At 62.6% G+C, this 13,301-nt stretch carries 8 protein-coding genes; all 8 read left to right on the top strand.

Annotated elements, in window-relative coordinates; translation table 11 throughout:
- Positions 1 to 105 precede the first annotated feature (105 nt).
- The 8 genes from I7S92_RS00700 to I7S92_RS00665 all read left to right on the top strand — a co-directional run bounded on the left by I7S92_RS00700 (position 106) and on the right by I7S92_RS00665 (position 13,252).
- Positions 106 to 690 carry an HNH endonuclease gene (locus I7S92_RS00700; protein ID WP_197641552.1) on the top strand — a complete coding sequence of 195 codons (585 nt, stop codon included), beginning with the start codon at positions 106 to 108 and terminating at the stop codon, positions 688 to 690.
- A 156-nt stretch (positions 691 to 846) separates the two neighbouring features.
- Entirely contained in the window at positions 847 to 1,056 is a 210-nt protein-coding gene (locus I7S92_RS00695) for a hypothetical protein (RefSeq protein WP_197641551.1), read from the top strand.
- A gap of 72 nt (positions 1,057 to 1,128) precedes the next feature.
- Positions 1,129 to 2,181 (top strand): ATP-grasp domain-containing protein, encoded by a 1,053-nt coding sequence (locus I7S92_RS00690; protein ID WP_197641550.1) that lies wholly within the window; start codon positions 1,129 to 1,131, stop codon positions 2,179 to 2,181.
- Between the two features lie 11 nt (positions 2,182 to 2,192).
- The gene (locus I7S92_RS00685) at positions 2,193 to 3,194 is read left to right on the top strand and encodes an aKG-HExxH-type peptide beta-hydroxylase (RefSeq protein WP_197641549.1); all 1,002 of its coding nucleotides are present in this window, start codon (positions 2,193 to 2,195) and stop codon (positions 3,192 to 3,194) included.
- Positions 3,187 to 7,590 (top strand): glycoside hydrolase family 99-like domain-containing protein, encoded by a 4,404-nt coding sequence (locus I7S92_RS00680; RefSeq protein WP_197641548.1) that lies wholly within the window; start codon positions 3,187 to 3,189, stop codon positions 7,588 to 7,590. The genes I7S92_RS00685 and I7S92_RS00680 overlap by 8 nt, the downstream gene beginning before the upstream one ends.
- 4 nt (positions 7,591 to 7,594) lie before the next feature.
- Positions 7,595 to 9,448: a class I SAM-dependent methyltransferase gene (locus I7S92_RS23420; protein ID WP_197641547.1), complete on the top strand. Its 1,854-nt coding sequence runs from the start codon at positions 7,595 to 7,597 to the stop codon at positions 9,446 to 9,448.
- 4 nt (positions 9,449 to 9,452) lie between these two features.
- On the top strand, positions 9,453 to 10,448 hold the full coding sequence (locus I7S92_RS00670) for a uroporphyrinogen decarboxylase/cobalamine-independent methonine synthase family protein (protein WP_197641546.1): 996 nt from the start codon (positions 9,453 to 9,455) through the stop codon (positions 10,446 to 10,448).
- Between the two features lie 2 nt (positions 10,449 to 10,450).
- A complete protein-coding gene (locus tag I7S92_RS00665) occupies positions 10,451 to 13,252 on the top strand; it encodes an AMP-binding protein (RefSeq protein ID WP_197641545.1) in 2,802 nt (933 codons plus the stop codon).
- The last annotated feature ends 49 nt before the right edge of the window (positions 13,253 to 13,301 follow it).

Here is a 13,301-nt window from a genome sequence, read left to right as displayed (position 1 = left end):
GTTGCCATGGCAAGAACGCCAGATATAGTTCCCGCACCGGGGCGGACTCCCCCGCCCCCCACATGACCTCCGGGTCAGCGGGCAAAGCGTGGAGTCTTTGACGGAATGGACGGCGATTTCAGAACCCAGTTCGTGCGCGATCCCGCGGCGCTGAAGCATTACCCCGCTTTGGTGCTGAACGCCGATTACCGCCCGCTCAGTTACTACCCGCTCAGCCTCTGGCCCTGGCAAGAGGCGATCAAGGCCGCCGTGCTGGAGCGGGTGCAGATCGTCGCCGAATACGACCATGTGGTGCGAAGCCAGCGGCACGAGTTCAGGATACCCTCGGTCGTCGTCCTCAAGGAATACGTCAAACCCCAGAAGCGCGTGGCCTTCACGCGCTTCAATCTTTTCCTGCGGGACGAATTCTGCTGCCAGTACTGCGGCGCGCGGGGCGATCTCACCTTCGACCATGTCGTCCCGCGCTCACGCGGCGGCATCACCAGCTGGGAGAATGTCGTCGCCGCCTGCTCTCCGTGCAACCTGCGCAAGGGCTCCCGGACGCTGCGCCAGTCCGGCCTCCACCTCCGCCGCCCCCCTCGGACCCCCACCGCCGAGGAGATGCAGGCCCACGGCCGCCGCTTCCCGCCGAACCACCTGCACGTCAGCTGGATGGACTACCTCTACTGGGACGCCGAGCTGGAGGCCTGAGCCTCACCGGCAATGGCTGGGTGTAAAGGAACGACAGTTTCACGGGATTGGCCTTCGCAATGCTCAAGGTCCCCTGATCCGCCGCGCCGCCGCACGGGCATATGACATGTCATGGCAAGCCGCCGGTCATGTTTGCGGCCTCTTTTCCGAAGGCGAATGAAGGCAACCCTGCCCAACGAAAGATATTGCCAGTACCCTTATGCGCTTTTGACTCCATCGGTGGCGGTAAATTTAACTGAGGGGATAAAAAGAGGAACCTGCAACATGATCAAAAAACCGGACACATCCAAGCTCCTTGGCTTCAAGCTTGAAAGCGGCGCTGCGGTGGCTGATAAAATCGGCGTCAAGGGTGGCGGCGCCTGCTGAGGTCCATTCTTGATAATAGGTTCGAATTTCGCATGCCCTGCGGAATGCAGGGCATGCGATGGGAATTAGACGTTGCTCGAAGATGGATTGATCTGGAAGGGCATACCCGATTCGGCGAAATTGGATGTGTTCTTGGGGAACGATGGATCGCCTCGCATTCGATGGTCGAATCGCTCCGTCCTCCCGGCGCCGGTATTGTCGGATCTGGCAATCGACGCGGACGAATACTGGTTTGCGGATCGTGATTTCGCAGCCTCTTTTGCGGACCGCTGGATCGTGAATACTTTGGCGGATATAGACGAATATCGCGACAGTCTTGCCCAGCTTGACGCGATCCTCGGCGAGAAATGCCCGATCTGGAACCACCCACGTGCTGTCGCCCTGACCCGGCGTGATCTTGCGCCGAAGGTCTTCGGCGGTATCGAGGGGCTTGAAGTGCCCCGTGTCGCGCGCTTTGCCGTAGCTCATACCGATGCTTTCAGGGAAGTGTTCGAGCGCGAGGGATTCACCTACCCGGTTCTGGTTCGACCCGTATCTTCCCAGACCGGCATTGGTCTCGTCAAAGTGAGCTCTGCCGCAGACTGGGACCCGCTTGAGCAATTCCCGAGCCTTGGCCGAATATTCTTCATGACCCAGTTCGTGGATTTCAAGGACGAGCGCGGGCGTTATGTCAAGATCCGGGTCTGCTTTGTCGACGACACCATTTCATTGCGCGAATACGGCGTATCTGGCGGCTGGCAAATCGGCAGCGGCGGCGCGACAAGCCCGTCATCCGGCGCCGGGGTCACAAGGTCGATCGACCAGTTGCTCGAAAGAATGCGCGACTTTCACAACTGGATGGAGCTGCGTGCCATCTGCGGCGAGATGATCAGGCGCTGTCCCCTGAATTTCTGGGGGGCCGACCTTGGGGTCCGTTCCGACAGATCCTTCGTGTTTTTCGAGGCGAATGCCGCCATGACCATGGCCGTGCCGTCGAACGTGCCGAAGAAACACCTGGGTCGCATGGAGCCGGTCTACAAGAATATCGAGCAGCGTCTGCGCGCTTCCTTCGCCAAGCTTAAGGAAGGCAAGGCGATGCCCGTGCCCACGCTTTCCGTTCGCGAAATGCTTGCCCGGAACCCGTGACGGAGGCCCGAATGCCCAGCTACTCCATCGAGCCTTCCGCGCAACGCGCCCGGCTTCTTGACGACCGCATGCGGACGCAGCTTGGCGAAAGCCTTGGTGTTCTGATCGATTGCTTCGATCCGCAGGACTTTCCCGAAGTGAAGGAACTTGCCGGGTTCATCGCTGCGCTGGAACAGGGCTACGACCCCTCGCCATCAGATTACGCGCGGCACTATCAGCTCGCCACCGCGACGCTGGCCGAAGATGTTGATACCGTTCGTACCGTACTTTCCGGTTTTGCGGTGGATACGGCCGCCGACCGACACTTCCTGACCCGCTGGTCCGACACTTCGAAAACGCTGCTTCAGGACATGGCAGTCGACCGTTTCGGCTCGGTGGCCTCGCTTTTCAATGCGGTTGATCCCGCCATCTTCGCGGCGTTCCGCACCAGGCTGGCCGACGGGCTGGGCTTTCTTGACAGGTGCTGGCCGGAAATGGCGGCGGAGGTCTCTGTACTGGTCAAACAGGTGCTGGTCGCGACGGGTTCACAATCGGCAACCGAGCATTTCGATGGGGGCAGCCACTATCAGCTCTGGGGGATGCTGATCCTGAACCCGGCCTTTCATCGGACACCGCTCGCGGTTGCAGAGGTTCTGGTGCATGAGGCCAGCCACCTGTTGCTTTTCGGCTTCACGACGGACGAACCTCTGGTTCTCAACCCGGAAGCCGACCGCTACCCCTCGCCGCTCCGACGTGATCCACGCCCGATGGACGGGATCTATCATGCCGCCTATGTCTCGGCCCGCATGGCGTTGACGATGCATCGTGTGGCCACCAGCGCGACGCTCGGCGACGACATTCGACAAGAAGCCCGGCGGTTGCGGGACGAGGACATCGCGAACTTTCAAAAAGGCGCGGATGTAGTTCGCGCGCATGCCAGATTCACGGCGACCGGGCTTGCGATCTTCACCAATGCTGAACAGGCTGTGCGGGATCTGACGAAAAGTATCAGCCGCGATTTGCATCATGGCTGATGCCACGGCGGCCCATGCCGTCTACCTGCAATCCCTGGCTGCGCTTTGCGCCGCCGCTCCGGCGGATCAAGATGCCGTTCTGGCCTTCCGGCGGGCGATAAGGGCCGGAGGAATGATGGCGGGGGGCTGGCGTGCTGCGCGGCCCGTGCAGGATCCGCCAGGCGGCTGCCGCAAAGGGATTTCCGGGGCGACGGTGGACATCGTTCTGCCTGTACATGACGCATTGGACGATGTGCAGGCCTGTCTGGCGTCCGTGCGACGGACGGCGACAGGGAATCTGGGGCGGGTCTGGCTGGTGGATGATTGCTCCGGGCCCGAGACAGCGGGCTGGCTGGCCTCTCAACAGGACGGGCTGGTGCGCTACCTCCGCACGCCAGAGAATCTGGGGTTCACCGGGGCTGCCGCGCTGGGATTCCAGCATTCGACTGCCGGGCGGGTCGTGGTTTTGAACAGCGACACCGTGGTCGACGAAGGCTGGCTCGCGGCGCTGTCTCATCCGTTCGAACATCGCTCCGGTGTCGCATTGACGGGTCCGCTGTCGAATGCGGCGGCATGGCAAAGCCTCGGACGGGTCACAAACGCGCGGGGATTATACGCGACCAATATCCTGCCCGCCGGCACTGATCTCCGCGCAGTAAATCGGTTTCTGCAAAATCACGCGGATCACGGGTTTGTCGATCTGCCCCTTGTGCACGGGTTCTGCTTCATGATCGCACGCAACGCTTACGATGAGGTGGGCGGTTTTGATCTGGAGAACTTCCGCCAAGGCTATGGCGAGACTCAGGATTTGTGTTTCCGGCTGACGGCTGCGGGATACAGGACCGGGGTCTGCACCGATGTCTTTGTGCAGCATGGCCGGTCCCGGAGTTATTCCGATGAAAGGCGGACCGCGCTCAGCATTGCGGCGCGAGATACGCTTTACCGCAAGCATGGTGCGCTGGAGTACCTGCGGGCCGAGGCTTTTTGCATAGACCACGGGGAACTGACCGAAATCCGCGCGGCGGCTGCGGGATGGTTTGCGGACCAGCAACTGGACATCGCGCTGTTCGCCTCCGATGCGCCGCGGCCCGAAGAGTTTTCCGCGATCGCCTCCAGAAGCCATGAGAGGCGTGCGGGCCGGCGAGCCGGGTGCTCGCTTCTCGCGCTGCCCCGCTGTGGCGGCACCGAGATCCTAGGCTTGCCCTGGCGCGAGTCCGGCGCTCCGACAGCCGCCCCGGTCAAGATGGCGGGGCGCATCCTGACAGAGCAGGCCGCATCCACACGACCCGGGGCATATTTCGAGGAATTCGACCCGGTCGATGCCGGAGACGCCCCGCCACGCGCCAAGGTGCTGGCCTATTATCTGCCCCAGTACCACGCGATTGCGGAAAATGACCGCTTCTGGGGGCGTGGCTTTACCGAATGGCGCAATGTCGCGCGGGGGATGCCGCGCTTTCCAGGTCACCTGCAACCGCGTCTGCCTCGGGATCTCGGCTTCTATGACCTTGCGGAAAGCGGTGTCATGCGTCGGCAAATCGAACTGGCGCGCGATGCCGGGATCCACGGTTTCTGTTTCTATCACTACTGGTTCGACGGCAGGCGGGTTCTGGAAACGCCGATGGAACGGTTTCTGGCCGATCCCACCCTTGCCATGCCCTTCGCATTGATGTGGGCGAATGAAAACTGGACCCGCACCTGGGATGGCGCGGAACGTGACGTCCTGCTGCAACAGAGTTACCGGACGGAAGACGACGAGGCCCTGATCGACGATCTTGCCCGTCATTTCCGGGATGAGCGGTATATCCGCCTCGGCGGCCGGCCGCTGTGGTTCATCTATCGGCCCGGCCATGTGCCGGATTGCCTGAACCGGGTGGCACGATGGCGCGACCTCTTCGAACTGCGTCATGGGGAAGCGCCGCTGATATTCATGGCGCGTGCCTTTGGGGAAAAGGATCCGGCGGTCTTTGGGCTGGACGGCGCCATAGAGTTTCCGCCACATGGGATCTTTGCAACGGCCCAAGACGTCACCTCCGAACTCGATCTTCTGGACGACCGTCATGCCGGCGCGGTCTACGATTACGACGATGTGACCGAAGCGGCGATTCACAACACGCGTGACGAACTGCCGTTGATCCGATCGGTGTTTCCGTCATGGGACAACGAGGCCCGGCGTCCGGGGCATGGGACGGCCGTCGCAGGCTCGACCCCCGAAAAGTTCCGGCAATGGCTGGAATGGGCCGTCCGAGAGGCCAATGCGCATCCTGTGGCGGGCGAACCGCTGCTGTGCATCAATGCCTGGAACGAATGGGCGGAGGGTGCGTATCTCGAGCCGGATGTCCATTTCGGTGCGGCCTATCTGAACACGGTTTCGCGCGTGCTGCACCAGCGACCGGCGGACCTGCGCGTCACCGCGGTTCTGCCCTGCTACAACCACGAGACCTATCTGCCCCTCCGCCTGGCTTCGGTCCTGAACCAGAGCCGTCCCCCGGACGAGATCGTCTTTCTCGACGATGGGTCGGATGACGACAGCCTCAAGATCGCGGCGGAAATCCTTCAAGGCGGCAATATCCCCTATCGGATCATCGCGGGCGAGAGGAACAGCGGCTCCGTGTTCGGCCAGTGGCTGAAAGGGATCGACGCTGCCAGCCACGACCTGATCTGGATCGCTGAAACCGACGATTGTGCGGACTCCGGGTTCCTTGCCAATCTGCTGCCCGTCTTCCAGCGCGAGGATGTCATGCTGGCCTGTGGCCGTATCGAGGCGATCGGACCCGACGGCAGGTCGCGCGACGATCTTGAACACTACTGGCAGGGACTTGACCACCTGACGCGCGACCGCTCGGCCACCCTACCCGCGGCGCGCCTGTTCGAGCACGACTTCGTCTCGCGCAATCTGATCGCGAATGCGGCCGGGGCGGTCTTCCGCAAACCCGTCTTGACGCAGGCGGAACGCGACAGGCTGACCAGCTATCGGTTTGCCGGAGACTGGTATTTCTACGCCATGGTGCTTCGTGGCGGGCAGTTTGCCTATCGGCGGCTTGCGCGGTCGCAGTTCCGGATTCGTGAGACGGGACGGTCAAGGTCATCCCTTTTCGGCGAAACCCATCTGGCGGAACATCGCAAGGTTCTTTCGGACATCGCCGCGGAATATGGTCTGGGCCAGACTGCCATCGAGGCGCATTGTCAGCGGTTGTCCAGCTTCTTTTCGCCAGAACGTCTCATGCTGTTCAGGGACGAGATCGCGCCCTTGGCCAAGCTGAAGAACCAGCCCCTGCGGATCTGCATCGGCGCGGACAGTTTCAAGCCCGGCGGGGGCGAGAAGGTTCCGCTTCAGCTGGCAAACGCCCTGCGGGCAAGAGGCCACTATGTGACCTATCTGGTCGTCGAAGATCAGATCCGCATCGGCGCGCCTTCGATCCGGACGGAATTGCGCAAGGATATCCCGGTTGTTAGCTGGCGTGAAATCCAGGGCGATCCGGCTGGTTTCTTCCGCGCCTTCCGGTTTGATGTCCTGAACTCGCACAACGTCAGCCTGGACTTGCGGCTGGCGGCCGGTGGTCACGAACTCGACCTGCCGCTGATCGCGAGTCTGCACGGTGGATACGAAAGCGTGGCGGACAAGATACCCGCCCACGGCGCGTATTTGAGCAGGAATGTCACCAACTGGCTTTATCTCGACGAAAAGAACCTGAACCCGCTTGCCTCGCTGGGCCTAAGGGACGCCCAGGTCAGACCCATCTTCAATGCGCTGCCGGAATGCAATTCCCATCTTCAGGATAGAGATGCGCTTCGCCGCGAACTGGGCCTTCCGCTAGATGCATTCGCGCTGGTCATCGCGTCTCGGGCCATTTCGGAAAAGGGATGGGAAACTGCGATCGAAGCGGTTCGCAAGGCGCGCGAAGCAAGCGCCCGCAACATTGTCATCGTTCTGATTGGCGACGGGCCGGAAGTGGCACGGCTTTCCCCCCTGATCCGCTCGATGCCCTGGGTTTACCACCTCGGCTTCATCGAGGAGCCCCGGCGCATGCTGCATGCTTTTGACCTGGGCGTCTTGCCCAGCACCTTCGCGGGGGAAAGCTTTCCCCTGTTCCTGCTGGAATGTTTTGCCGCCGGGATTCCCGTATTGGCGACGGACATCGGAGCCATCCCAAGGATGATCGCAGCCGGTGGCGGCGGGGATGATCAACTCGTTTCCCACCGGCTTCGACCGGCGGAAATGACGGATGCAATATGTGAGAAGCTGATCGCGCTTCTGTCCGACGAGGCACGTCTTGCCGCAGCTCGGACATGCGCGGTCCGTTCCACGCATGCTTTCAGCATGGACCACCTTGTCAGGGAATACGAGGCGATATTCTCGGAAGCCTGCGGCCGGATAGCCCGAGGCCCTTCGAGCTGTCGTCCGAGCGGGAAGGAGTGACGGCGTGACTTGGAACCAGCGCGATCGGGAGATCATCCTGCACATCGGCATGCCAAAAACCGGATCGACCGCGATCCAGACGGCATTGGCGAACTATGATCGCAATGGCACTCGATACGCTCGGCTTGGCGATTGCAACCATTCCATCGCCCTCGACGCGATCTTCGGCGACGGGAGGGGGCAGGAGGCGAATCGTAGGGTTAATTTCCTGGGGCAGACGGCCAGCGAAGAGGAGACGGCGCGCGCGCATTATAGCCTGCTGCTGGAAAGCGAACTTGCAATGGAACGCAAGCGCCTGATCCTTTCCGGAGAGGTGCTGTCTAGTTTCGACGGCGCAGGCATCCAGGCATTATGGGAGCGCCTTTCTGCCGCGTCCGGCTCTCTTCGGGTCATTGGCTATGTCCGTGACCCGATGTCCTTCGCCAGCGCTATCATCCAGCAATGTGTGAAAGGTAGAGGTACGCGGCTTCAGCGAGCGGTTAAATATCGCGACAACTTCAAAGCCTTTCAGACCATATTTGGCAGCGACGCGTTCAAGCTCAAGGCCTATGACCTGAGCCGATTTCCGCAAGGCTCGGTTGTCGCCGATTTCGCGGCCGAGTTCGGCCTCGAGCATGTGGATCTTGGCACCCAGGAGAATCCCGCAGGTTCGCTGGATTCTATCCGGCTGCTCAATCTGCTCCGCGTGAGGCTGCCTGTGCTCGTGGGCCATCCCGGATTGGCGAAGGGCTGGATCCGTCTGTATGTCTGGCTGCAATCCGCGATACCCGGACCAAAGTTCAGGCTGCCCGACGAACTTGCCGCCTCCTTCTGTTCGCGTGCCGAAATCGACTGGCTGCACGACAGCTTTGGCATCGACTTCCGTGACGCTCCCGTTCCCGAAACGCCCCTGCCCGGGGCTGTTCTGGAAAGCAGGATCGAGCAGTTTCTTCTCGATGGCGTTGATGATCTTCGGGATGAACTGCGTGCGGCGATGGCGGATACCGGCATCGCCTTCAACATGACCGATGACACTGGCACTTTGGTGGCGCGGGCGTATAACCACTTCCTGTTTCTCGATCCGGTGATCGAATACGACGACGCCTGTGTCATCAGGGATGTTGCCGTCCAGCTGAAGAACCGGGCTAGACCTGTGCCGGATCTGGTGGACTCGGTTTGCACCTTGGCCCGAAGGCTGCTTCCTGACGAGGTGGCCCTGCGCGATCCGGCCAACGACCCCGCCTCCGACCTGGATCAGTCCGCTGTCCCGCAGGACTGGAGCCACATCTTCTGGCAGCGCCCCTGGAGCTTCAGACCATTGTTCGACAAACTCGACCCGGGTCGGATGGTGGCGTTCTTCGCCGGCGACGGCGCGCACGCGGGCCGGGCCGCGGAACTTGCACATGAAGTCGTCGCCATCGCCGCAACTGCGGATGTGTCTGCAAATGCGCGGGCCCGGCTGGAATCCGTCGCAAACGTCACCTGCCGCACGGCAAACGAAAAGTACCTGCCGGAGTGCGACGAGGGGACAGTGGACAGCCTGTTCAGCTATGACTGCCTCGTCCAGATGCCCGAGACGAACCTCGACACCTTCCTGGCAGAAACGGCCCAGGTGCTGCGCGACGGGGGGCTGGCTCTCCTTCACCATTCCAATTTTCTGTTCGACGACACGGTTGCCATGCACGACCGGCCGCACGGACGCGCCTCCATGTCGGCGGCGCGCCTCGCCGAGATGGCGAACCGGCACGGGTTCGAAGTCATCGCTCAGCAGGTCATCCCGTGGGGCACCGTGACGGGCCTGGATTGCCTTTCCCTCGTGGAGCGGCGCCCCCGTGGAAACGACACGCGCCTTGCCACAAGTGATCGACCTTCGGGCTGAGGGCATGGCAGCCGTTTCTCATTTTCTGGACATCGTCGCGGGGTTCGGATCGGGCAGGATGGACGTCCCCGTTCCGGTCGCCTATTGGCGGCATCATCCGGTGGCGGACCAGCGGGCAGAGACGCTTGTCGCGGCGACCTGCAAGTTCCAGCAGGATTTCCGCTCTGATCTTGTCAAGATAACGCCGGCCTCGAGCTTTCAGCTGCGCGACCTGGGCCAGGAAGATGCTTGGGCCGGCGACAGCCTGGGCCGCCGGGTCTTCGGCGCGCCTGCGATCACACAGCCGGAACACTGGCTCCGCCTTGCGGAAACGTCCCGGAACGCGCGGCATGTCTCGGAACATCTCCAGGCGGCGCGCGCGATCAGGGCGCGGGTCTCGCCCGAGGTTCCGGTGCTACAGTCGATATTCGATCCGCTCTTCCAGGCACGGACCCTGAGCCGCGGGGTTTGGCGCCACCATCTGCAAGAGCACCCCGAGGCCGTCGCCATTGGCCTGAGCGCGCTATGCGCGCGCACAAAGCGGCTGATCCATGATTTTCGAGAGGCGGGTGTCGATGGGATCTTCCTGGCCATCCAGCATGCCGGCGCTGGCGAAGACCCTGAAGGCGACTACTGGCGCCTCGGTCTGCCCGACGATCTGGCGTGCCTCGCCGAAACCGGCCCCGGAGCGTTGAACTTTGTTCATCTGCATGGCCATGACCATCCCCCCGCGCTTGCCCACGCCTTCCCCGAAGCGATCTTGCATTTTTCTCCGGACGACAACCCGGTCCTGTGGTCAGAGGCTCTCAAGGCGCCTGACCTTTCCTTATCGGCGGGGCCGCGTCCAGATTGGCTGGCCACAGCAACGGTATCCGAAATCATCACCGCGACACGGACGCTGCGCGAACAGATGCGGGGACGGATATTCACCCTCGGCGCCGGCTGCGTATTGCGACCCGACACGCCGGACCAGAACATCCACGCCGCCCTGGCCGCGGCCCGTTGCCCGGTAGATCCTTGATCATGACCAGCCTGCCGCCGCTTGACCGCGACCACCTCGAACGCGGTCTATACACACGGTTCTCCGATGTGGTCGCCACCTGTCCGCAATCGGCCGCGCTTGTGGATGATCGCGGCGTGATGACCTATCAGGACTTGGACCGGCTGGCGCGCCGATACGCCGCCGTCATCGCGCACAAGGTCCCGCGGGGCGAGCCCGTGGCCCTATTCCTCGCTCCCGGTCGCGATGTGGTGGCGGCAATGCTGGGCGCCCTGGCGACCGGGCGGCCCTATCTGCCGTTGGATCCCGGCTTTCCGCTCGCCCCCCTTCGCCGTGCCATCGACCACTGCGGCGCCCGCCTGGTCATCGGCAGGACGGAGGACGCGCTGGCCGGCCTTTCCGCCGGGACATACGGACTGTCGGCCGTTGCCCTGCCGGTGCTGGCGGACCCTCCCCTGATCGGCGGTGCGAATGACCCGGCCTACATACTGCTGACATCCGGGTCGACCGGGGCGCCCAAATGCGTCTGGCAGGATCAGCGCGGCCTCATGCATGATGTCCTTCAGTATTCGCAGGCGATCTCAATCACCCCTGCCGACCGATCGAGTCTGCTCTACTCGCCCAGCGTGAATGGCGCCTTGCGCGACATCTATGGAGCCTTGTTGAATGGCGCTTCGCTCAGCATGGCGGACCTGCGCGGCGAAGGGCTGGCAAAGGTCCTGTCCGACCTGTCCCGGCGGCAGGTCACCATCCTTCACGCCATGCCGCCGGTTCTGCGGGGGCTCATGCGGTCGGCCGGCTCACGGATCGCCCCTTTTGCGCGAGTGGTCTATACGGCGGGCGACAGGTTTCTGGCACAGGATCTGGCCGATCTGCGGCGATCCCTGTCGCCAGGTTGCCGAATCTATACCGGGATCGGCTCGACAGAATGTGCGACGCTCTACCGGCACTGGAGCATTCCGGAAAACTGGCTGCCCGATACCCCGCTTGTTCCGGTGGGCCATGCCATCGCAGATCGCGACATGCGGCTGATCGGCGACGATGGCGCCGAAGTCGCACCCGGGAAGGTCGGTCAGATCGAGGTCACAAGCGCCTTTATGGCACGTGGGTATTGGAACGACCCCGAACTGACCGCCCAGGCGTTTCCCTCCTGCACCGACCATCCAGACCAGAGGCGTTTCCGTCCCGGGGATCTCGGCCGTTTGCGCCCGGATGGCCTGCTCGATTTCTGCGGCCGTGCCGACCGCCAGATCAAGGTGCGCGGCTACCGCTTTGACCCGGTCGATATCGAGGCCGCCTTGCGTCGCCTGCCCGGTGTGGCCGAAGCCGCGCTGGTGGTTGAAACCGACGGCGAGCGCGTCCGCACCTTTGGCTTCGTCGAGGCGACAGAGCGGCAGCCTTTGGCCGAGGATCAGCTCAGGGCGGCCATGGCAGCAAACCTGCCGCCTCATCTTGTCCCCGACCGTGTCCTGGTCCTTGGCAAGCTTCCCCGGCTCGGGAACTTCAAGGTGGACAATGCGCGCCTGCATGCGCTGGCGGCTGAACAGGCTCCTTCGTCTGGCGAGGTCGGTTTGCCCCCGTCCTATCTGGCAATCTGGGACGACGCGCTGAAGACCCAGGTAGATCCGCGGGAAACGCTCGCCAGGCTGGGCGCTGACTCTCTGACCCTCCTTGAAATCGAGTTGCAGGTCGCGCGCCAGTTCCGATTGTCGTTGCGCGGGCTGTTCTCGGCCGAAACCACACCGGAACGCCTTTGGCGTGAAGCGCGTCCAATCGCCCCCGCGCCGCAAGAGGAACAGAGCCGGCGACAGGATCTTCTGGAAAAGCTGTCTGCGCTTATGGCGCAAGCGACGGGGGAAACCATAGATTCCGATGGATTGGTCAAGATCTACAACGGCAGGGGCAACCGGCCATGGCTGATCTGGTGCTTCAACTATTATGGCGAGGCCGATGCCCTCGCCCGGGAACTGGGGCCTGATCAACCCCTGCTTGCCTTTCGTTCCCTGAACGGCATCTTGCCGCCCGGCAACGTCGATCCCGCCATCGAGAGATTTGTCGCGGAAACCTGTCTGCGCAGCCTGGAGGCTTATGGCCTTCCCCCGCTGGTCGTGGTCGGTGGCAATTGCCAGGCAGGCCGAATTTCCCAACATCTCGCGAATTGCCTGTGGCAAGGCGGCATTGCCGTGGGGTCTCTCATCTTCATGGAAAAGGTGCAGCCCTATCCGTATGCCGGACGCATTCTGGCCCTCTTTGGCAAGGACAGCCGCAGGCACAACCCGGTCTTCCATTTCAGGCGGCCCACGCAGGCCTGGTCGCGTTACACGCCCGCTATCGAAAGCAGGGAAATCCCGGGGGCACATGGCGAGTTCTTCTCGGGCAATCAGATCGCCCATCTCGCCGCCGAAATCGGCAAAGAGATCGACCGCGTGACGACCGACCCAGCACCGCTTGTGCCTGCCGCGCTCAGGACTGTCGAACTTGCCGTGAACTTGCTGCCCGGCAATCGCGCGATACATGTCCGGATTGGCAACCCGGGCCGGGTTCGTTGGGGGCCGGGCAAGGTCACGGGCCTGGCTGTGACCCTGCATCTGGTGGATCCCGAGACCTGTGAGCGTCCTTTGCGGCTGCCGGATCAAAGCGTATGGCTGCCGCACGCGATTGAGCCAGGGGGAACGCTGGAACTCAAGATGGAAATGCCGCCGGGAACCCGCCCCGGTCAGCGTGCACTGATCGGTTTCTGCGAGGAAGGATACGGCTGGTTCGCCCCTGCCGCGCAATCTCGCACATGGGCCGATCTGCCGGAGTCAGGTAATGCGATCTCATAATGACCATCTGAAAGACCTACCGTTTCTGCGTGATCAGGCAGACTGCATA

This window comes from Tabrizicola soli, assembly GCF_015999335.1.
Lineage (GTDB): Bacteria > Pseudomonadota > Alphaproteobacteria > Rhodobacterales > Rhodobacteraceae > Tabrizicola > Tabrizicola soli.
Note: the sequence above shows the minus strand (reverse complement) of the source record. Positions and strands in the feature narration are given on the sequence as shown.